Annotated in this window: 19 protein-coding genes and 1 tRNA gene; 11 read left to right on the forward strand and 9 right to left on the reverse strand. The window is 61.1% G+C overall.

Annotated features, from left to right (window positions below; all coding sequences use genetic code 11):
* Positions 1–32: 32 nt before the first annotated feature.
* The 3 genes from ABD653_RS11360 to ABD653_RS11370 all read right to left on the reverse strand — a co-directional run bounded on the left by ABD653_RS11360 (position 33) and on the right by ABD653_RS11370 (position 2,596).
* A complete protein-coding gene (locus ABD653_RS11360; RefSeq protein ID WP_160778785.1) occupies positions 33–980 on the reverse strand; it encodes a GGDEF domain-containing protein in 948 nt (315 codons plus the stop codon).
* Positions 981–1,147: 167 nt separating this feature from the next.
* Complete coding sequence (locus ABD653_RS11365; RefSeq protein ID WP_160778786.1) at positions 1,148–1,816, reverse strand: helix-turn-helix domain-containing protein; 669 nt, start codon at positions 1,814–1,816, stop codon at positions 1,148–1,150.
* Between the two features lie 78 nt (positions 1,817–1,894).
* Positions 1,895–2,596: a queuosine precursor transporter gene (locus ABD653_RS11370; protein ID WP_160780358.1), complete on the reverse strand. Its 702-nt coding sequence runs from the start codon at positions 2,594–2,596 to the stop codon at positions 1,895–1,897.
* A 138-nt stretch (positions 2,597–2,734) separates the two neighbouring features.
* Here ABD653_RS11370 and ABD653_RS11375 point away from each other — a divergent pair, with 138 nt between their 5' ends.
* The 4 genes from ABD653_RS11375 (at position 2,735) to ABD653_RS11390 (ending at position 9,563) form a co-directional block, all read left to right on the forward strand.
* Positions 2,735–4,084 (forward strand): NupC/NupG family nucleoside CNT transporter, encoded by a 1,350-nt coding sequence (locus ABD653_RS11375; protein ID WP_160778787.1) that lies wholly within the window; start codon positions 2,735–2,737, stop codon positions 4,082–4,084.
* A 9-nt stretch (positions 4,085–4,093) separates the two neighbouring features.
* Positions 4,094–5,023, forward strand: coding sequence for an isopenicillin N synthase family dioxygenase (locus ABD653_RS11380; protein WP_160778788.1), 930 nt, complete (start codon positions 4,094–4,096; stop codon positions 5,021–5,023).
* Between the two features lie 260 nt (positions 5,024–5,283).
* Positions 5,284–8,715: a TonB-dependent receptor gene (locus ABD653_RS11385; RefSeq protein WP_160778789.1), complete on the forward strand. Its 3,432-nt coding sequence runs from the start codon at positions 5,284–5,286 to the stop codon at positions 8,713–8,715.
* Positions 8,716–8,840: 125 nt separating this feature from the next.
* Positions 8,841–9,563: a TonB family protein gene (locus ABD653_RS11390; protein ID WP_160778790.1), complete on the forward strand. Its 723-nt coding sequence runs from the start codon at positions 8,841–8,843 to the stop codon at positions 9,561–9,563.
* 15 nt (positions 9,564–9,578) lie between these two features.
* On the opposite strand, the gene ABD653_RS11395 is transcribed toward ABD653_RS11390, so the two are convergent.
* The 4 genes from ABD653_RS11395 to ABD653_RS11410 form a co-directional block, all read right to left on the reverse strand.
* On the reverse strand, positions 9,579–9,881 hold the full coding sequence (locus ABD653_RS11395) for a polyhydroxyalkanoic acid system family protein (RefSeq protein ID WP_160778791.1): 303 nt from the start codon (positions 9,879–9,881) through the stop codon (positions 9,579–9,581).
* Positions 9,881–10,687, reverse strand: coding sequence for a hypothetical protein (locus ABD653_RS11400; RefSeq protein ID WP_160778792.1), 807 nt, complete (start codon positions 10,685–10,687; stop codon positions 9,881–9,883). Before ABD653_RS11400 ends, ABD653_RS11395 begins: the two co-directional genes overlap by 1 nt.
* Positions 10,687–11,901 (reverse strand): toxic anion resistance protein, encoded by a 1,215-nt coding sequence (locus ABD653_RS11405; RefSeq protein WP_160778793.1) that lies wholly within the window; start codon positions 11,899–11,901, stop codon positions 10,687–10,689. Before ABD653_RS11405 ends, ABD653_RS11400 begins: the two co-directional genes overlap by 1 nt.
* A 175-nt stretch (positions 11,902–12,076) precedes the next feature.
* Positions 12,077–13,810 carry a fatty acyl-AMP ligase gene (locus ABD653_RS11410; RefSeq protein WP_160778794.1) on the reverse strand — a complete coding sequence of 578 codons (1,734 nt, stop codon included), beginning with the start codon at positions 13,808–13,810 and terminating at the stop codon, positions 12,077–12,079.
* Positions 13,811–14,017: 207 nt separating this feature from the next.
* Between ABD653_RS11410 and ABD653_RS11415 the strand changes: the two genes are divergently transcribed.
* From ABD653_RS11415 to ABD653_RS11430, 4 genes are read left to right on the forward strand one after another with little or no spacing between them, the layout of a single operon-like run.
* A complete protein-coding gene (locus ABD653_RS11415; protein ID WP_234032144.1) occupies positions 14,018–14,524 on the forward strand; it encodes a regulatory protein RecX in 507 nt (168 codons plus the stop codon).
* Complete coding sequence (locus ABD653_RS11420; RefSeq protein WP_160778796.1) at positions 14,500–15,009, forward strand: DUF192 domain-containing protein; 510 nt, start codon at positions 14,500–14,502, stop codon at positions 15,007–15,009. Before ABD653_RS11415 ends, ABD653_RS11420 begins: the two co-directional genes overlap by 25 nt.
* A gap of 49 nt (positions 15,010–15,058) precedes the next feature.
* Positions 15,059–15,454, forward strand: coding sequence for an NADH:ubiquinone oxidoreductase subunit NDUFA12 (locus tag ABD653_RS11425; RefSeq protein ID WP_160778797.1), 396 nt, complete (start codon positions 15,059–15,061; stop codon positions 15,452–15,454).
* 2 nt (positions 15,455–15,456) lie between these two features.
* The gene (locus ABD653_RS11430; RefSeq protein ID WP_160778798.1) at positions 15,457–15,993 is read left to right on the forward strand and encodes a DUF2155 domain-containing protein; all 537 of its coding nucleotides are present in this window, start codon (positions 15,457–15,459) and stop codon (positions 15,991–15,993) included.
* On the opposite strand, the gene aat is transcribed toward ABD653_RS11430, so the two are convergent.
* Positions 15,903–16,619, reverse strand: coding sequence for a leucyl/phenylalanyl-tRNA--protein transferase (aat, locus tag ABD653_RS11435; protein ID WP_160778799.1), 717 nt, complete (start codon positions 16,617–16,619; stop codon positions 15,903–15,905). The genes ABD653_RS11430 and aat overlap by 91 nt on opposite strands.
* Positions 16,620–16,721: 102 nt before the next feature.
* Here aat and ABD653_RS11440 point away from each other — a divergent pair.
* Both ABD653_RS11440 and ABD653_RS11445 read left to right on the forward strand, forming a co-directional pair.
* A tRNA-Trp gene (locus ABD653_RS11440) sits at positions 16,722–16,797 on the forward strand.
* Positions 16,798–16,928: 131 nt separating this feature from the next.
* Complete coding sequence (locus tag ABD653_RS11445) at positions 16,929–17,078, forward strand: hypothetical protein (protein WP_160778800.1); 150 nt, start codon at positions 16,929–16,931, stop codon at positions 17,076–17,078.
* Positions 17,079–17,174: 96 nt separating this feature from the next.
* On the opposite strand, the gene ABD653_RS11450 is transcribed toward ABD653_RS11445, so the two are convergent.
* A complete protein-coding gene (locus tag ABD653_RS11450; RefSeq protein WP_160778801.1) occupies positions 17,175–18,713 on the reverse strand; it encodes an alanine/glycine:cation symporter family protein in 1,539 nt (512 codons plus the stop codon).
* Positions 18,714–18,975: 262 nt separating this feature from the next.
* Here ABD653_RS11450 and secE point away from each other — a divergent pair, with 262 nt between their 5' ends.
* Positions 18,976–19,209, forward strand: a complete 234-nt coding sequence (gene secE, locus ABD653_RS11455) for a preprotein translocase subunit SecE (RefSeq protein WP_234032145.1) — start codon at positions 18,976–18,978, stop codon at positions 19,207–19,209.
* Positions 19,210–19,238: the final 29 nt, after the last annotated feature.

The raw sequence follows: 19,238 nt of genomic DNA on the forward strand, positions 1-19,238 counted from the left end.
CGCGCGATGTCGACTGCAAAATTGGCAAGGGTTCAGCCAGCCAAGCGGTGCGGGCGCGATGGCATGGGTGCAGCAAACGGGCGCAGGGGCGGGCGCGGGCGAACCTGCGCGTTACTCTGGCGGGTCGAACCGTTGGTCCGATCGAGGAAGGCCGCCATCTCCGCGCGGCGAAGCGTCTCGTCCGCACAGACACCGATTTCTGCCACTCCGGCAGCGGCGGAGAGCGGCAGTGCCGCCTTGCCAGCGCGGATCTCGTCGGCGAACACATCCTGCACCTGTGTGCAAAGATCGGCAGTGATCGTCTCTCCGCTGTCGGGCAGGAGTACCGCGAAGCTGGCATCGCCAATGCGCGAGAGGATGTCTCGCTGCCGCAGGACGGTACGCAGAACCTGGCCAAACGCGGCCAGCACGTCGTCACCGAAGTCCTGCCCCAGCCGGTGATTGATGGCGCGGAAATGCTCTATCCGGAACAGGGCGAGACAACCGGCCCTCCTGTGTTCTGCCATGTGGCGCAACATCGAAAGGAACGCGATGCGATTGGTCAGGCCTGTCAGCGGGTCGGTCATCCGCGCCGCAAACAACTTGTCTTCCAGCCGCCGGCGTTCTTCGACATTGCGCAAGACCCCGATAGTGCCGTTCGGTCCGCCGGCGCGGCGCGAGCAGGGCTGTAGTTTCAGCGCGAACCAATGGCCGGCTTCCGGCCCATGCGCACATTCGAACTCCACCCAATTGCGGTCGCCATTGCCTGCCGCGACTAACGCCAATTCCGCCTGCACTCGATGGACGTGGTGCGGCGCGACCAGATCCAGCAAGTTGGGAGGCACCAACAGGTCCGGCATTGGAGCACCGAGGAACGCGATGTTCTGTGATGCGCAGACGATGAAGCCATCATTGTCGGTTTTCAGAAGTATATCGGTCGATCCGCCCGCCACCATTTCACATAGCGCAGCCAATTCGCCGATCGCAAAGTCGAGCCCCATTTCTGTCGTTCCCCAGCAACATCTCTTGACCCGCCACGAGATCCCTATTCTCGAGGCGGACAATATAGAGTCAGTCAATATTAGTAAGCCGTATTATTTAACTTGACTAAATAAAGAATCGACTTGACGAGCATTAACCAAGTTTGGGAGATTTGTGAAGTTAGTGCTTACAAATCGATCATGACGCGGACTTGATCGGGGGAGCAGCCATAGGCTTCCGCAATCACCTCGCGCGCTTCGTCGATCACATGATCGGCCTGGCTGATATCACGGCCCGTCAAAAGCTCGGCCTCAGCCACGCCCAGCACCTCCGCCAGCGCGCCAATCCGTTTGGAGACGGGCTGCGAGCGATCATGCTCCCATGCCCAGACGGTCGGCTTGCTGACGCCGAGTGCCTCCGCAACCTGCGCCAGCGTCAGGTCTTTTTCCTGCCGCAGCTTGGCAAGGCGCTTGCCCAGTGTGGCACGGTTCTGGGGATGCATCGCCGGGACCGGCATATCCTCGATCGGCGCTATCGCGCTCCGCAACTGGGCCGCGCTGAGGACGGAGGACGGCAGCGGGTCGGGAAAGCGGCATCCATGCAGCGTGGCGCTGCGCCAGACCACTTCGGCTACCACCGGGCCGGCTTCAGGCAGATCGATCGTTAGCTTGGCGCCTTGCTCCAGTTCCATCCGGCAATCCAGCAGCAGGCCTCCGGCCGAAATATTGTGCAGCAAGACCTGGGCATCACTGCCGCCTGCCAGCTTCCCCTCGGCAACCAGCCTGACACTCCAGCGCCGTGCATCGCGCCCGCTACCATCATCGGCCTGGGTCTCGATAACACCGGAAATTGCCACGACTCATTCTCCTTTATGGGTGGGGAGGATGTCGGGCTGAGGAGGTTAAATTTGGGTTAGCATCCGAAGGTAACGCGCTCAGTTGCCCTTGGCATCGAGCCAGCGGGCAAGCGCCACACCGCCCGTGATCAGGAACGGCACCAGCACGATGGATAGCACCACCTTGGCGATCACCTGGCCGATCATCAGGTTGGTGATGTCGAATTCGCCATAGAACGCCAACGTGATGAAGATCACCGAGTCGACTGCCTGACTCAGCGCCGAAGCAATTGCGCCGCGCACCATGATGCCGACGGTTCCGCCTTCGCCACTGCCCGCCAGCTTGGCAAAGATCCAGATATTGAGCAGCAACGAGGTGATGTAGGCGGCGGGACCGGCCAACCATACGCGCCAGGTGGTCCGGTGGACTTGCTCGAATGCGGCCAGATCGTCGGGCCGGAATTCGATCATTTCGGTCGATGCGGGCAGCGCGAGGACCAGCTGCATCAATACCGCCGAGAGCCCGAGCGGCACAAAGCCCCACCACACAATGCTGGTGGCGACTTTCTGGCCGTAGAGCTGTGAAACCGTGCTGCTGATCACGACGAGGATCAGGAAGGCGAAGATACCGGCCTCGACGGCGAGATCGGTCGGCGGCAATTGCACCTGCTTGAAGGCCAGGACCCCGGCCAGGACCGTCATCCCGCCATAAAGCAACATGAAGACGAACAAGCCGCGCGGCATGGCCTTTGCAGCCTCTGAAACGGTGGTTGTGCGGGTTTCGGTCGATGTGTCGGTCATCACGGCGGCATAGGCGAAGGAGCCGCCGCTTGGAAAGCGTATGCGGATCACTTCCCCCAGAGGCGTTACCCGAGTCATTTGACTGCGCAGGCCCGAGCGGCAAAGGGAGTATCAACTGACCGCCACGAAAGACCCTGCATGCCGCCCTTCGTCATGAGCCTTATCGGCATCCTTGCTATTCTGGGAATCGCTTTCCTGTTTTCGACCGGGAAGAAGCGGATCAAACTGCGCGTTGTCGGGGCGGCCTTTGCCTTGCAAGCGTTGATGGCTCTGCTGGTTCTGCGCACGCCATGGGGTGTGCAAGCGATCGAGTTCCTCTCCAACGGGGTGATCGCGCTGCTCGATTATTCCAAGGTTGGCATCACTAGCGTGTTCGGACCGATGGAGAGCAATCCTTTCGCAAACACTTTCGTGATTGCAGCCCTCCCCGTCATCGTGTTCTTTGCCGCAATCGTCTCAATACTTTACCATTGGGGCATCATGCAGCGGCTGGTGCGCTGGGTTGGCGGTGCTATCGGCTGGATCACCGGCATCAGCAAGGTCGAGGCGCTGGGCAGCGCAGCCAACATTTTCGTCGGTCAATCGGAAAGCCCGCTGGTGGTGCGCCCCTATCTCGCCGCGCTGACGCCTAGCCGCCTTTTCACCCTGATGAGCGTGGGCATGGCCGGTGTCGCGGGTACGATCCTCGCGGCCTATGCCAGCTTCATCGGCTCCGAGGCCGTGCCGTTTCTGCTGGCGGCAGCCTTCATGTCCGCCCCGGGCGGTATCCTGATGGCGAAGATCATCATGCCGGATGACGATAGCGAGCTTGCCCGCGATGCGGCGTTACTGGCCGGTGTCGATCCTGATCCCGACGTGAAACTGCCCGATGCGCGGATCAGCGCCGAGGGCCCGGCCGCGTTGACTGAAAGCGGTAAGCCGCATGAAGTCGAAGTCGCCGAGACCTTCGAGGAAGGGCATCGCCCTGCCAATGTGATCGAAGCGGCTGCCCAAGGCACCCAGACCGGCGTCAAACTGGCAGTAGCTGTGGGTGCCATGGTGATGGTGTTTGTGGCGCTGGTCGCGCTTGCCAACGGTATCCTGGGCGGGATTGGCGGCTGGGTCGGTTATCCCGATATCAGTTTCCAGCAATTGCTTGGCTTTGTGTTCGCGCCGGTCATGTTCCTGATCGGCATTCCCGACTGGAATCAGGCGCAAGTCGCCGGCGGCTTGTTCGGGACCAAGATCGTGCTCAACGAATTTGTCGCCTTCATCGATCTCGGCGCCATGCAGGCGGGCGAACTAACCGAGCGGAGTCGCGCGATCGTGACCTTTGCCCTGTGCGGCTTTGCCAATTTCAGTTCGATCGCGATCCAGATGGCGGTGACTGGCGGCCTTGCGCCCAACCAGCGCCCGGTTATCGCAAAACTGGGTCTGCGTGCTCTCGTTGCTGGCTCTTTGGCCAATTTGATGAGCGCAGCCCTAGCGGGACTGTTCCTGCCATACTAATATAGGCTCATGTCTGATATTGCATCCGTATCGCTCGAGCGTCCGCTCGCGGAGATTGCCGACGAGCTCGGCCACAGCTTTTCCGAATTCGGCTTTGGCGTCATCCGCGACCACGGCATTCCGCAGGATCTGATTGATCGTGCCGATGCCCTGTCAAAGGCCTTCTTCGCGCTGCCCGAGGCGGCCAAGCTTGCCTACAAGCTGGAAGGCAGCGGCGGTGCGCGCGGGTATACATCGTTCGGGACGGAGAAAGCCAAGGACGCCGAGGTCCATGACCTGAAGGAGTTCTGGCATGTCGGGCGTGACTTGCCCGAGGGGCACGCATTGGCCGAATTCATGGCGCCCAATATCTGGCCCGGCGAAGTCGCAGGTTTCGAAGAGACTTTCGAAGATTTGTATGCCGCGTTCGAGAATGCCGGCCGGCGCGTATTGCGCGCGATTGCCCTGCATCTGGGTCTCGAAGAAGACTATTTCGACGCAACCATCGAAGATGGTAATTCGGTGATGCGCCTGCTGCATTATCCGCCTTTGGGCGATGACGCCCCCGAAGGCGCGATCCGCGCTGCAGCGCATGGCGATATCAACACGATTACATTGCTGCTGGGCGCCGAGGAAGCCGGGCTCGAGCTGCTCACCAAACAGGGTGACTGGTTGCCGATTGACGCAACGCCCGGCGCCCTGGTGGTCAATATCGGTGACATGCTGGAACGTTTGACCAACGGGAAGCTGCGCTCGACCACCCACCGCGTCGTCAATCCGCGCGGGGATGCGGCCAAACGCTCGCGCTATTCGATGCCGTTCTTCCTGCACTTCCGGCCCGATTTCATCATCGATCCGCTGCCGTCCTGTGCCGAGTCCGAGACAGGCAATGTGCCGGAACCGGCGATCTCCTCGCACGACTTCCTGTTGCAGCGCCTGCGCGAGATAAATCTGGCCTGATCGGCGCCGATTCTCGTGACCCGATTCCTGCGCCCGAAGGCAGTTCGGCAAAAATTGAATCTGTGTTGCGTTGCAGCAACACACTTACATTGTTGTAAGTAAAAGATTTTTCCCTGAATCGGTGCGCTCCTGCAACCTTTCCACACGGCTGCCATCGCCCTGTAACAAAACGCCTCTTTGGGCCATAGCGACCGGGCCGGGTGGGTTCCGGCCTTTGAATAGATTCGTCCGTCTCCAGAGCTCTCCAAAAGGGGTTGTCCATGAAGCTCAAATATCTCCTCGCCGCGAGTGTTGCCGGCCTGACCACTGCTGTGGTCCTGCCTGCTCCGGTCGCTGCACAGTCCATCACTTCGGGTGTCGAAGGCACCGTTACCGACGACAGCGGCACACCGCTCGCTGGCGCAACCGTGGTCGTCACCGACACGCGTACCGGCCAGTCGCGCACGCTGACGACCGGCGCCGACGGCGCTTTCCGCGCCGACTCGCTCGTCCCGGGTGGCCCCTACACTGTCACGGCCACTGCCGGCGGTTACGAAGGCCAATCGGTTGAAGACCAGTTCATCAACATTTCGGGCAACACCTCTTACGAATTCCAGCTGACTTCGGGTGCCGCATCGGGCGACAACCTGATCGTTGTGACCGCAGAGCGTGTCAGCGCGACGCAGCTCGCCGTTGGTCCGGGTGCAGCATTCGGCGTTGAAACGCTGGAAAGCTTCCCGTCGATCACGCGTGACGTTCGCGATATCATCCGTCTCGATCCGCGTGTCAGCCTCGAGCGTTCGAACGAAGTCGATCGTATCTCGTGCCTTGGCGGTAACGACCGTTCGAACACCTTCACGGTTGACGGTATCGTCCAGGCCGACGTGTTCGGCCTCAACGGCACGCCGTTTGCAGCGCGTAACTCGCTGCCGCTTCCGTTCGACGTGATCCGCGAAACCTCGGTTGAATTCGCACCATTCGATGTCGAATATTCCGACTTCACCGGCTGTCTCGTCAACGTCGTGACCAAGTCGGGTACGAACAAGTTCAGCGGTTCTGCCTTCATCACCTATTTCGACGAAGGCCTTTACGCCAACAGCATTGACGGTCGTCCGCTCAATGCCGGCAGCGAAAAGCGCTGGGGCGCGACCCTTGGTGGCCCGATCGTTCCTGATCGCCTGTTCTTCTACCTCGGCTACGAAGAGACCGATCTCGGCGACGGCAACAATTTCGGCCCGGCCGGCGGCGGCTTCACCAACGAAGCCGACTTTGTCACCCAGGCCCAGTTCGACCAGTTCGCGAATATCGCCAGCACGGTCTACGGCCAGGACATTGGCGGCTACCCGACCAGCCTTGCTGAATCGGCAGTCCGCTATTTCGGCCGGATCGATGCCTACATCACAGATGGCCAGCGTCTTGAGGCTACCTATCAGCGTCTGGAAGAAACCAACATCGAAGCTGACACGGGTGGCCAGAACCTGACCGGTTTCAACTCGTTCGAAGATGAAGGCACCGTGTCTGACATCTACTCGCTGCGTCTGTATTCGGACTGGAACGATTCGATCAGCACCGAAATCCGCCTCAGCCGTGCTGAAGTGGCTGACGTGCAGGGCCCTGTCGGCTTTGGCGAAGCGCAGTCGGACAATCCGACTATCCGTCTCGCCGTGCTGACCCCGCCGGTTCCGGGCCAGACGACCCAGAACGGCATCCTCAGCACGGGCCCGGGCATCTTCCGCTCGGCCAACGCGCTGAACACGACGACCGACCAGGCCCGGTTCCAGATGAACATTGATGCCGGCTCCGGCCACTTCATCAAGATCGGTGCGGAAGTGAATCGTGCTGACGTGTTCAACCTGTTCGCGATCAACGCAACCGGTACGATCTTCTTCAACAGCCTTGCTGATTTCGCCGAGGGCCTTGTTGCTCCTGGCTTCTTCTCGAGCGTGTTCGCGGGCGCGGATGATCTTGCAGGCGGTGCCCTTGGTGGTGCGACCATCAACGTCACTCCTACCGGTGACATCAACGAAGCATCGGCTACGTTCCGCCGCACGATCTACTCGGTCTATGCGCAGGACGAATGGCAAGCCACGCCGCAGCTGAACGTTTCGGCTGGTCTCCGTGTCCAGTGGTATGATGGCTCGGCTCCGCGTCACAACCCGCAGTTCGAAAGCCGTTATGGCTTCACCAACGCCAACCCGTTCAGCCGTATCGATCCGGTCATCCTGCCGCGTCTTTCGGCTACGTATGATTTCGACAATGAAGGCTTCTTCCGCAACTCGCGTGTTTCGGGCGGCCTGGGCGTGTTCAGTGGTGGCGACCCGATCGTCTACTTCTCGAACGCGTTCTCGAACAACGGTTTCTCGACCGGTGGGGGCGACACTTTCGATTGTGCCGCAGCCCAACTGCCGATCGATCCGGTTACCGGCCAGATCGATGTCGTAACCGGCGGTACCTTCACCGGTATCCCGGCCTGCGCGATCGCTGCCGGTTCGGCTTCGGCTGCTGCGGGTCTTTCCGACACGCAGTCGACCGATCCGAATTTCAAGAACCCGACCGTGATGCGTGCCAACATCAGCTTCAGCACCGAATTCGGCGCTGAAACCGGCTTCTTCAGCAACTGGCGCCTGAACCTCGATTACATCTACTCGCGGTTCAACAACACGATCAACTTCGTCGATCTGTCGCAGATCCCTGACCCAAGCCGTGGCCTCAACGGCTTCACGGTCGACGGTCGTCCGATCTATCGTCCGATCGATCCGAACAATGCCGGTTGTAATGCAACCTTGCAGGGTACGGGTGGTACGCCGCCGACATTCACCAATGTCACACCGGCTTGCTTCGGTACGCGTCGTGATGACGAGATCCAGCTGACCAATGGCCCGGATACGGAAAGCCACATCGCTTCGATCTTGCTCGCCAAGAACTTCAGCAGTGGCCTGATCACCGATGGCGGCAGCGTGAACCTGCGCTTCGGCTATGCCTACACCGATTCGAACGATGCCCGTAACAACGGTTCTTCGACTGCAACCTCGTCGTTCGACGTGACCGCAGCCTTTGACCGTCAGGCACCGGCCGTTTCGACTTCGGGCTTCCAGACGAAGCACAACTTCACTGCAGCTGTGAATTTCCGCGAGGAATTCTTCGGTGACTACGGCACCCAGTTGGGCGTGTTCTTCCGTGCACGTTCGGGCCGTCCGTACAGCCTGACCTTCGACGGCGGCGGCGTGTTCAACGACAGTTCGTCGGGTAATGACAACGCATTGCTGTATGTCCCGACCGGCATTGGGGACGCGAATGTCTCGCCATTGTCCGATCCGGCTGCGGTTCAGGCCGTTGTCGACTATGTCAACGCGTCGGGTTGCTCATTCACTGCTGGCCAGACGATCCGTCGCAACACCTGCGAGAACGACTGGCACTATGATCTCGACCTGCGCATCAGCCAGGAACTGCCGTTCCTCGGTAGCCTGACTGGTCTGGTCAACGATCGTGTCGAGCTGTTCGCGGACTTCGACAACTTCCTGAACTTCGTCGACAGCGGCGCCAACATCCTGCGTTCGCGCGGCGGCTTTGCCGGCCTCGTCGATGTGGCTGACGGCGGTGTCGATGCCCAGGGTCGTTACATCATCTCGGGCTTCAACCCGGATGACCAGAACAACATCAGCATCTCCAGCTCGGCGTGGCGGATCCAGATCGGCGCTCGTTACGAGTTCTGATCCCGCCCGGTTCCGACCGGAGACGAAAAGGCGGCGGCTTCCCATAGCGGGAGGCCGCCGCTTTTCTTTTGGCGCCGCGCGGGACTATGGTGCGAGTCTGGAGATCCGGCACGGGAAGGGCAGGCATGGCCAAGGGACAAAATTTCTCGTCAACGCGGCGCCGCCCGAGCGTGCCCGTAATCGTCCTGATCGCGCTGCTGCATGTGGCCTTGTTCTATGGGCTGATGCGGGCACTGGCGCCGGATATCACGGCGCAGGTGCAAGACAGTGTCGTGTCTGCCTTCACGGTCACCGTCACAACGCCCGAAGAAGATCTGCCCGAAGCGCCGCCCGAACCGGACGAAGGGGCACAGGGTGACCCGGGGCGCGATGCCGTACCCCAGCCGACCACTGCGCCGGTACCTCCCGTGCCCGTCAGGCAGGATCGCCCGATGCCGCGCGCAAGTTCGACCGGCACCGAGACGCAGTCAGGTGCGACCGAAAGCGGTGATGGCACCGGCGCGGCCGGATCCGGTCTGGGAACGGGGGCGGGGCGCGGCGGCGGCGGACAAGGCGGCATTGCCGCGACCAAGCCGGTATTGATCCGTTCCATAACCGATGCCAGCGCGTTTCCGATTCCGCCCGGCGGGCGCGAGGCCCGGATCGGCAAGTCGGTAATTGTGCGGCTGATGGTCTCGGCCCAGGGGCGGGTCAGTGCGTGCAGTATCCACCAGCCCAGCCCGTTTCCGGCTACCGATGCGAAGGTGTGCGAACTGGCGCTGGATCAGGTCCGGTTCGAACCGGCGCGCGATCGCGATGGCAATCCCGTTGCCGCTCCGTTCTATTATCGGCAACGTTTCTTCAATTGACGAGGTGCGAGCGCGCTAGTCTTTCGCCAGCAGTTTCTGGCCCTGTTCCTTCATCGCGCCCGAAATTGTCCCTTCCATAAAGGACAGCATCGGGGGCAGGGTCACTTCGACCAGTAACCGGCTGTCTTCGATATCGACGGTGCCGACCAGATCCTGTCCCATCGCCCGGATGGTCATGTGCATCTGGTCATCACTCGGCCAATCCGTGATGACTTCGGCCATCGGGCCGGGAATATGATCCGCCATTTCATGCGCGCGCTCACGCAGGCGCCGGCGTACTTCTTCCTTGGGCAGCTCGTGCGGAATGGGGACCCGCATCAGCCGGGGGCCTTGGACTTGTCGAGATCGAAATCGGGGAGCGGGACACCGCTGTCCTGGTCGCCGTCAATCGCTTCCCCGTATTTGTAATCGAGGTAACGGTGCGTGATGGCCAGATCGTCAATCGACCCCTGCGCCAATTGGCGAGTGATCGAATCGATCTCGTTGCTGATCTTCTGCAGGCCCTGGGTGATTTGCTCGGCAGGTGATGAATTGCCCCGTTTCTCTGTCCGAATGTGGTCGGGGATTTTCTTGTAGGAATCGACCATTTCCGGGAGCGTTTCGCCAACAAGCTTGCGAATGTCGCGTGCGGTCTCGTGCTCGGCGGGGACTTTGGCGAGTTGCTGGCCGAGTGCGTCGAGGCGCCCGCCCAATTCCTGCAGGATCGGTTGTGCAGCACGTGGCAAAGAGTCGCGCTGATGCTCCAGCCACAATTCGGTACGGGCGACCATCTGCCGCTCGTCGCCCTTCAATAGGTCGGGTCGCTGGGGCACTTTCATCTTCGGATATTTGCCGAAGACATAAACGCCCAATGCCGTTGCCAGCCCGGCTGCCATTACGCCCTCAAATCCAATTCCGTCGAGGATCACGCCCAGCACCGAGGCCGCGAGCCAGATAGCTCCGACAGCCATCGCCATGCGGATGCCTTTCTTTTTCAAATGCTTCCACTTGAGCTTTTTGGAGCCTTTGCCGATCGAGCCCTCGCGGCGATGACGGCCGCCGCCCCGGTTGTCGTCGCGCACGCGCCGCGCGTCTTCCATGATACGGTCGCTATGGCGCGAATAGGATTTGTACTCGTCGCTCATCAGCCTTCCAGCTCAAGCAGCGACGGTTCTGACGAAGCCAGTTTCGACTGCGCCTGGGCCTGACCCTCGGCGCGTGCGATGTAGCCTTTCGACTTCTCGACCTCGTCGGTCAGCACGGTGACGGTTTCCTTCATGCTGGACAGCGCCCGCACTTTGAATTCGTCCACTTCATCCATCGTATCGTAGATATTCTGGAACGCACGTTGCAGCGTTTCGAGCGGGATCGTGCTGCTGGCGGCTTGCTCGTGGATCTTGCCGGTCTGCTCGCGCAACATGGTGCTGGTGCCGTCGATAATACCGGCAGTCGTCTCGTTCAGCGCAGTGATCTGTTGCAGCACCAAGCGCTGGTTGGTCATCGCTTCGCTGACGGTCACCGCCGTCCGCAAAGCGCCGACCGTAGTCGTGCTGGCGCGGTCGACACCTTTTACCAGTTCGACATTGTTCTTTTTGACCAGATCGAGCGCGAGATAGCCCTGAACGCTGACCGCCATCTGTGTCAGCAGGTCTTGTGTGCGCTGGCGGACATAGAACAGTGCTGTTTCGCGCACCGCCTTGGCCTTGGCCGGATCGGTCGCATCGAGCTCGTTGGCTTTCTCTTCCAGCCGCTCGTCCAGCGTCTGCGAGATATGGATCATCTGCTCCAGATTGCCCATCGCTTCCCACAGCTTGGTCCGCTCCACATCGATCGCGGCGTTGTCCATCAACAGCTCGTCCTTGCCGTTGGAGAGCTTGCCAAGGATCTGCTGAATGTGGGTTTGCGCGCTCTGATAGCTGCGGAAATAGCTTTTGATCTTGCTTCCGAAGGGGATGATTCCCAGCAGCTTGCGCGGGCCGGTCAGATTACCGCGCCGGGACGGGTCGAGCTCTTCCACCACGGTGCGCAGTTCCGCCAGGTTCGCGCCCACGCCCTCGTCCTGGTCCATTGCGCGGACCGGTCGATCGAGGAAGCGGTTGGAATGCGACGCCGCAGCCATGATTTCCTTGCGGCCCATATTGGTGATCTGGTCGACCTTCTGGCCGAATTCGGGCGAATTGGCATCGATCGCAATCAGGTCGGTTACAAACCCGTCGACTTTGGTGGCCAGTTTCGACTTCTGCTCGTCGGTGACAGGGACCAAGCCTGCAGCCTTTTCGGGCGCGACCTGCGGCACCGGATCGGGCGGGGTCAGATCGAAATCTGTGGCTGTGGCGGTTTGTGTTTCGTTGCTGGCCATATCGGACCCTGAACTCCCTCGTGAAACGCCCCTATGGCGCATACAACTGTATTAAGGGCCTAAAACACGCTTTTCAAGGATTCCCCGTGTGCGTTGGTCGAAGCATATCGGCCGCTGCCAGATGGCGCGGGACGCAAACCATTGTCTGCAAACGGTCTTGGGCAGTGTCAGGCCGTCAGGCTGCCAGATCGAGCGGCTGGATTTCACCCGCCAGATAGAGCTTTTTCGCCTTCGCGCGGCTCAATTTGCCCGAGCTGGTGCGTGGCAAACTACGCGGGGGAACCAGTTCGACCACGCAGCTCATGCCGGTCACAGCCTGGACTTTTTCCTTGATTGTGCTGTGCAGCTTGGCGCGTTCTTCCGGGTCGGAAACCCGGCAATGGACCAACACCGCCGGTGCCTCCTCGCCGTGATCGTCTTCCAGCGCGAAGGCTGCGATATCGCCATGATTGAATCCGGGAAGCTGTTCCACCGCCCATTCGATATCTTGTGGCCAATGGTTCTTGCCATTGATGATGATCATGTCCTTGGCGCGGCCGACAATGAACAGATATCCGTCGGCCATATAGCCCATATCGCCGGTATCGAGCCAGCCATCGACGAGGCATTCTTCGGTCGCTTCCTGGTTGCGGAAATAGGAATGCATCACGCTGGGGCCGCGGCACCAGACCTTGCCGATCTGGTGGTCGCCCCGGATATCGTCGTTCTCGCCCCGGATTTCGACATCCATATCCGGCAGCGGCTTGCCGCAATTGACGATGGCGCGATAGCGGGCCGGGCGCGACAGGTCGCGGCGGGTGCCGGACAGGCGCTCTTCCTCGACCAGCTCGACCTTGATCCCTTCGCCAGGGGGCATCACCGTGACAGCCAGTGTCGCCTCGGCCAGGCCATAGCTTGGGGTAAAGGCACTGGCCTTGAACCCGGCATCAGCAAAGGCATTGACGAAGTTCTGCATGACATCGGGGCGGATCATATCGGCCCCGTTGCCCGCCAGACGCCAGCGCGACAGGTCGAAACGGTCGGCAACATGGCTCTGGCTGGAAATACGGCGCGCGCAAATGTCGTAACCGAAAGTGGGCGAATAGCTCATCGAATTGCCGTCATTGCGGCTGATCAGATCGAGCCATGCCAGCGGACGACGGGCAAAATGTTCGGTCTTGAGGTAGTCCGCGCTGACCTGGTTGCCGACCATCGACAGGAAGCAGCCGACCAGACCCATATCGTGATAGAAGGGCAGCCAGCTAACCCCGCGGTCACCTTCGCCAATGTTCATGGTCGTGGCATGGCCGTAAAGATTGTGCAGCAGCGCCCTGTGAGTCACCGCGACGCCGGTCGGGAAACGGGTCGATCCGCTCGAATATTGCAAATAGCAAATATCGTCGGGCCCGATTTCAGGCAGCACGCAATCGGGTGCCTCACGCTCGGCAAAACTGGCCCAGTCGCTCCCTTCGCACCCTTGCTTGGCAACGGCGACTTCGGCCATTTCGGCGATCTCGGGCGGATAGAGCAGCATCTTGGGGTCGCTGCTTGAAAGCTGAATTCCCAACTGGTCGATATAGCTGTCCTTACCGCCGAAAGTCGTCGGCAGGGGCAGCGGCACAGGCCACGCGCCAACATAAGTGCAGGCGCAGAACAAGGCGGTGAATTCCGGAACGGTTTCGGCGATCAGGGCAATCCGATCACCTTTCCCGATGCCGGAGGCGACCATCCGGCGTGCCATGGCCAGCGCATCGTCGCGCATCTCGGCATACGTATACGCCCGCTCCAGCGTGCCACGCATATCATGAAAATTCATGCCCTTGGCGCTGCGCGCGGCGTAGTCGATCGCCTCGTTAAAAGTCGAAAAATCCGATCTACGACGCGGCAAGGGGCAATCGTTCGGCGTTGGTGTCAGCGATTGATCTGTCATATTATGCGGCGAAACCCGTTTTATTACGCGCAGTTAGGCGCATCCCGTCCCTGAAAGCAGTGCAATTAACCGTCCCTGCACCGTCACAAATTGCTATTTGGCTTTTCCCATTTGAAAAGGAGTGTGGCACGAATATGGCCGATGCACGAGACTTCCCCATCCAATCGTCGCAGGAAAAGACCGCCTAAGCCGTTAGACGAGACGCGGATGAAGGATCTCGCGCTGTCTTACGTGGCCCGCTTTGCGACCAGTTCTGGCAAGCTCGAAACCTATCTCAAGCGCAAGCTGCGCGAGCGTGGATGGGAAGGAGAAGGGGAACCGGATATCCGCACTCTGGTGAGCCGCTATGTCGAGCTCGGCTATGTCGATGACGAAGCCTATGCCCGGGCCCGGTCGGGGGATTTGATGCGGCGCGGCTATGGCCCGAGGCGGGTTAATCAGGCTTTGACACAGGCCGGTATCGACGAAGCTGTGCGCACGGATGTCGAGGCCGGCGAGGGCGCCGCCCGCGAAGCGGCCCTGCAAATGGCACGCAAACGGCGCTTTGGCCCCTATGCGCCCAATCGCGCGACCGGTCCGGTAGATCGGGCTGTCCGTGAAAAGCAGCTTGCAGCGATGATTCGCGCAGGCCATGGTTTTGGCCACGCGCGTGCCGTGCTGGACGCGCAAAACGAAGAAGAGGCCGAAGAATGGGTACGCGAAGCCTTCGATTGAGACATTGCGCCGCGTTGCTTGGTGCGGGGTTACTGCTGGCCTGTTCGCCGCAGGCCGGTGCAGAAGCAGCAGCACAGGCCGAAAGAGAGACCACGGCGGAACGCCACCCTGTCTCGGGCTTGCGCATTGTGCCGCTGACGGTCGAGAGCGGGGATACAGTGCACCGCTTCAAGGCCGAAGTGGCCAATACGCCAGAAGCCCAGGCGCGCGGCCTGATGTTCCGCACCGAACTGGGGCCGGACGAGGCGATGATCTTTCCGCGCGATGGCACCGAGAGCGCCCGGTTCTGGATGAAGAACACCCCGTTGCCGCTAGATATCATCTTCATCGGCCCGAATGGCCGGATCTCCAACATCGCCGCGATGACGACGCCCTATTCGCTCGACGGGGTGGAATCCGAAGGTGTCGTGACAGGCGTGTTGGAGCTGGTTGGTGGCCGTGCTGCGGAGCTGGGAATTAGCCCCGGTGACAAGGTGGAATGGTAATGAATCAGGCTTGGTTATGGCTGCGCAATCGGCTAACCGGCGCAGCACGATGAGTATTCTCGGAAAGATTTTCACCTGGTGGGACGGCGCGACCATCACCACACACTTGTTCACCGCGCGCAATGGTGAGCATGTCGGCACCGATGTGCAGGGCAACAAGTATTATCGCTCCAAGCCCAAGGAAGGCCAGCGAGAGCGGCGCTGGGTGATCTATGACGGCGCCAATGACTCGAGCCGGGTCCCGGCTGAATGGCATGGCTGGCTGCACGGCTCGTTCGAGGATGTTCCAGAGAGCTTCTTGCCGCCCCCCAGGATCTGGGAAGTCGATTACACTCCCAATGCTACCGGCACCGCACAGGCCTATCGTCCCCAAGGTGCGCTGGAACGCGGCGGCAAACGGGCCGCAGCTCTCGGGGATTACGAGGCGTGGAGCCCGGGCGACTGACGATGCGCAAGGCGCCTTTGTCTTTGCCGGTCGCTGGACTGGCGCTTGCCCTGGCCGCCTGCGGCGCGGAGGCGCCTGCGCCGGAAGCTGTCGAGACCGAAGTCCCTGAAGAATTGCAGAGCGCGCCTGCGGAACCGGCCGAGCCGGTGGAAGCCGGAGAGGGCACGCCGATGGAAGACCGGGTCGCGACGATCGGCCTGCTCAACAAGCGCAACAATATCTCGCAAGACCTCGACATGAAGCCGGGCGAATCGCGGCGCATCGGTGATGTCATAGTGCGGATGTCGGCTTGCGAGCGCACTGCGCCATGGGAAATGCCACAGGAGACCGGTGCCTTTGTCCAAGTGCTGGTGGAAGGCAAAGGCGACAGCGAGGGCGAGTGGGAGAAGGTCTTTTCCGGCTGGCTGTTCAAGCGCGCGCCGAGCCTGAATGTGGTCGAACACCCGGTCTATGATGTCTGGGTCAAGGAATGCGCAATGCGCTTTCCCGGCGAACCGTCCGCGCCCGCCAGTGAAACCTCCTCCGACAGCGAGGCATAGGCTTCCGGCAGGCTGAGCGGTTGCGGTCCCGATGCGGCGGCAACCCTGGCAAGATAATCGGATTGGCTCATGGCGACCGCCCCCAGCGAGGCAAGATGGTCAGTCATGAACTGGCAATCGAACAGCTCGCATCCCGCCCGTTCCAGCAGGGCCAGGAGCCAGGCAAGTGCGACTTTGGAAGCATCGCGTCGCCGGCTGAACATGCTTTCCCCGCAGAACACCTTGTCGAAGGACACGCCATAGACCCCGCCGACCAGATTGTTGCCGTCCCAGCATTCGATGGAATGGGCGTGGCCGGCCTTGTGCAGTGCGGCGTAGCTGGCGGCGATGCGCTGGCTGATCCAGCTTTCGGGATGATCGGGACGAGGCTCGGCGCAGCCTTCCACGACTTCGTCAAACGCCCGATCGCAAGTCACCGAGAAACGGTCTTGGCGGATCGTGCGGGCGAGCGAACGGGACATGCGGAAGCCGCCGATCGGAATGGTCGCACGCTCGCGCGGTTCGACCCAGAAAATCTCCTGGTCCTTGCGGCTGTCGGCCATCGGGAAAATACCGTTGCGATAGGCCAACAACAACAGGTCGGCCGGGATCGTGGCTGACGAGGATTGGGGGCGCGGCGCATGCATGACATCGCCCCTATGCCAAGCATTTGCGGCACACGCCATCTTGATCACGTCAATTGGCGCTTGCGCGAAGCTGCCGCTTTGGCCTAAGCGCGTCGCCGCTGCAGGGGCGTAGCTCAGTTGGTAGAGCGTCGGTCTCCAAAACCGAAGGTCCAGAGTTCGAGTCTCTGTGCCCCTGCCATTCTCCAAAATTTTCGACGGTTTCCCGGCCGAATAATTGCTGCGCGTGCGCTCGCGAATAGCAGGGAACCACCCAGCCAGGCTGTGCATTATGAGCGTTGGATGGAGGGAAAACCGATTTGGAGAAGTGCCATGTCCAGCTTGTCTTTCCGTAGCAGTCGCCCGGACCGCTGGGTCAGCCCACGCGCCCATCGTGACGCTTCCTTGCGATTCCTTAACCACGGCCCGATCCAGCCGATGGAAGAGCCAGGCTTCTGGGCCCGCCTGTTTGGCCGCGGCTGATACCACGCGAAGGTCGAAGATAAGAAAAGGGCCCGGAGCGCGTGATGCGTTCCGGGCCCTTCGTCTTGGTGCCCGAAAGCCCCTAGTGCCGAAGTCTTAATATTCCTCCGGCTCTTCGGGCGTATCGGCGGTGTGCGTCGGGCCGGCTGTCTTGTCACCCTGGGCCAGCTTGAACACCACGCCGGAAAGCAGGGCGAGGGCCAGCAAGTTGGGCAAGGCCATGGCCGCGTTCGAAATGTCGCCGAGGCGCCAGACTAGCGTCAGATCCTGCGACGCCCCGATATAGATCACCACGCACCACAGCACGCGCCAGATCATGTGCAACACCTTCTCACCGCCGCGGGTCGATCCCGGCACGCGGTCATAAATGAAGGTGATCGCGCGTTCGCCGTAATAGCTCCAAGTCAGCAGCGTGGTGAACACGAACAGGATCAGCGCGGTCGAGGCGATCAGCGTGCCGATGGGGATAGTGCCGATGGTGACCGGGAAGGCCGCGGCAAAGGCGCCGCTGGTCATGGCGAAGCCTTCCAGATCGGAATTCCAGGCATGCTCCACTGCGACACCGCCCCCGGTGAAGTCACCTTGCACGGTCAGGATCACCAGCGCCGTCATGGTGCAGATCACGATCGTATCGATGAAGGTGCCCAGCATGGCCATGCGGCCCTGCTGCTCCGGATCGTTGGTCTGTGCCACGGCGTGGGCAATCGGAGTCGAGCCCTGGCCTGCTTCGTTGGAGAACAGACCGCGCGCGACACCGGCCCGGATCGCCAGCATGATCGCGGCCCCCAGGAAACCGCCCGTGGCAGCCTGCGCGTTGAACGCACCATGAAAGATCAGGCCGAACGTGGCGGGAATGTCCGAGATGTTCAGGATCAGTGCGATCACCGCCATCACGATATAGGCAGCCGCCATGAACGGAATGATCTTCTCCGCCACGCCGCCGATCGATTTGATCCCGCCGATGATGACGACAAAGACCAGCACGGCGACGATCAGCCCGCCGAGCCATTCTTCGATGCCGAACAGTTCGTTGAGCCCGTCGGCCACCGCATTGGCCTGGATCGAGTTGCCGGTGACAAGCGCGGAAAATAGCGTGCCGAGGCAGAACAGGATGGCAAGCCAGGTGTATTTCCGGCCCAGGCCCATCATGATGTAGCTCATCGGGCCGCCGCGATAGACACCGTCGGAAGTCTTTTCGCGATAGCGGATCGCCAATGAGCCTTCGGCGAAGGCCAGCGCCATGCCGACCAACGCGGTAATCCACATCCAGAAGATCGCGCCCGGGCCGCCCAGCGCGATGGCAGTGGCCACACCCGCTAGGTTACCGGTGCCGACCTGGCCGGAAAGTGCCGTCGAGAGCGCGGCGAAGGGCGAGATTTCGCCGTCGCCTTCGCTCTTGCGCCCTTTGAACAGGCCGGCAAAAGCGCTGCCCAGCTTGCGGATCGGATAGAATTTCAAACCGACCATGATCCACAGGCCGATGCCCAGCAGGATCAGGGTCATGGGTGGGATCGGTTGCCCGGCAATCGAAAGCCATGGCAGCGGCTCCCCGTTCCAGGTGCCCCCCCAGATGAAATCGGAAATATTGGTTACGCGGTCGATCAAACTTGTCGACTCGGCTTCTGCAGCGGCCATTAAAGGCTCCCCCTCATGCGTCCCGGCCCTCATGCGTCCCGGATAATGGCGCGACGCTAGAGCGCGATGCCAAGGGCCGCAATCCCCCTGTGACCCTTTGGCCCCCTTTGGCCGCGCCTTGGGCCCTGCTGCAATCTGCGATCTTGCTTTTGGTTCGATGCGCCCTTAGATGCGACCGGGTCTTCCGACATCGGAGCCTTATCTGCCCATCCCGAACATCGCTCGGGACGGCGATGAGACCTACCCGGAAGGCAAGAGACTGATGAAAGAAGCGAGAGCGGCTATGGCCGAACAGACACCCAAGAAGAAGACATCCCCCGGCGAATTCGTCCGCCAGGTCCGTACCGAGACTTCGAAAGTTGTCTGGCCGACGCGTCAGGAAACGGTGACGACGGCGATCTTCGTGGGCATCATGGTGATCATCCTCTCGCTCTTCTTCCTCGCCATCGATTCGGCCTTCGGCGCAGTGGTGCGCTGGCTGCTGACGCTGGCCTGACCGAACGACACCGAACCACACGATACTGG

Origin of the sequence: Parerythrobacter jejuensis (assembly GCF_039536765.1) — a bacterium.
Classification (GTDB): Bacteria; Pseudomonadota; Alphaproteobacteria; order Sphingomonadales; family Sphingomonadaceae; genus Parerythrobacter; species Parerythrobacter jejuensis.

Bases quoted from the DNA above. Each gene is read 5' to 3' on its own strand.
- ABD653_RS11385 (WP_160778789.1), top strand. From the start codon at position 5,284: ATGAAGCTCAAATATCTCCTCGCCGCGAGTGTTGCCGGCCTGACCACT.
- aat (WP_160778799.1), bottom strand. From the start codon at position 16,619: ATGCATGCGCCGCGCCCCCAATCCTCGTCAGCCACGATCCCGGCCGAC.
- ABD653_RS11360 (WP_160778785.1), bottom strand. From the start codon at position 980: ATGGGGCTCGACTTTGCGATCGGCGAATTGGCTGCGCTATGTGAAATG.
- ABD653_RS11450 (WP_160778801.1), bottom strand. From the start codon at position 18,713: ATGGCCGCTGCAGAAGCCGAGTCGACAAGTTTGATCGACCGCGTAACC.
- ABD653_RS11370 (WP_160780358.1), bottom strand. From the start codon at position 2,596: ATGACCGACACATCGACCGAAACCCGCACAACCACCGTTTCAGAGGCT.
- ABD653_RS11445 (WP_160778800.1), top strand. From the start codon at position 16,929: ATGTCCAGCTTGTCTTTCCGTAGCAGTCGCCCGGACCGCTGGGTCAGC.
- ABD653_RS11405 (WP_160778793.1), bottom strand. From the start codon at position 11,901: ATGGCCAGCAACGAAACACAAACCGCCACAGCCACAGATTTCGATCTG.
- ABD653_RS11400 (WP_160778792.1), bottom strand. From the start codon at position 10,687: ATGAGCGACGAGTACAAATCCTATTCGCGCCATAGCGACCGTATCATG.
- ABD653_RS11425 (WP_160778797.1), top strand. From the start codon at position 15,059: ATGAGTATTCTCGGAAAGATTTTCACCTGGTGGGACGGCGCGACCATC.
- ABD653_RS11375 (WP_160778787.1), top strand. From the start codon at position 2,735: ATGCCGCCCTTCGTCATGAGCCTTATCGGCATCCTTGCTATTCTGGGA.
- secE (WP_234032145.1), top strand. From the start codon at position 18,976: ATGAAAGAAGCGAGAGCGGCTATGGCCGAACAGACACCCAAGAAGAAG.
- ABD653_RS11390 (WP_160778790.1), top strand. From the start codon at position 8,841: ATGGCCAAGGGACAAAATTTCTCGTCAACGCGGCGCCGCCCGAGCGTG.
- ABD653_RS11415 (WP_234032144.1), top strand. From the start codon at position 14,018: ATGAAGGATCTCGCGCTGTCTTACGTGGCCCGCTTTGCGACCAGTTCT.
- ABD653_RS11410 (WP_160778794.1), bottom strand. From the start codon at position 13,810: ATGACAGATCAATCGCTGACACCAACGCCGAACGATTGCCCCTTGCCG.
- ABD653_RS11430 (WP_160778798.1), top strand. From the start codon at position 15,457: ATGCGCAAGGCGCCTTTGTCTTTGCCGGTCGCTGGACTGGCGCTTGCC.
- ABD653_RS11420 (WP_160778796.1), top strand. From the start codon at position 14,500: ATGGGTACGCGAAGCCTTCGATTGAGACATTGCGCCGCGTTGCTTGGT.
- ABD653_RS11380 (WP_160778788.1), top strand. From the start codon at position 4,094: ATGTCTGATATTGCATCCGTATCGCTCGAGCGTCCGCTCGCGGAGATT.
- ABD653_RS11395 (WP_160778791.1), bottom strand. From the start codon at position 9,881: ATGCGGGTCCCCATTCCGCACGAGCTGCCCAAGGAAGAAGTACGCCGG.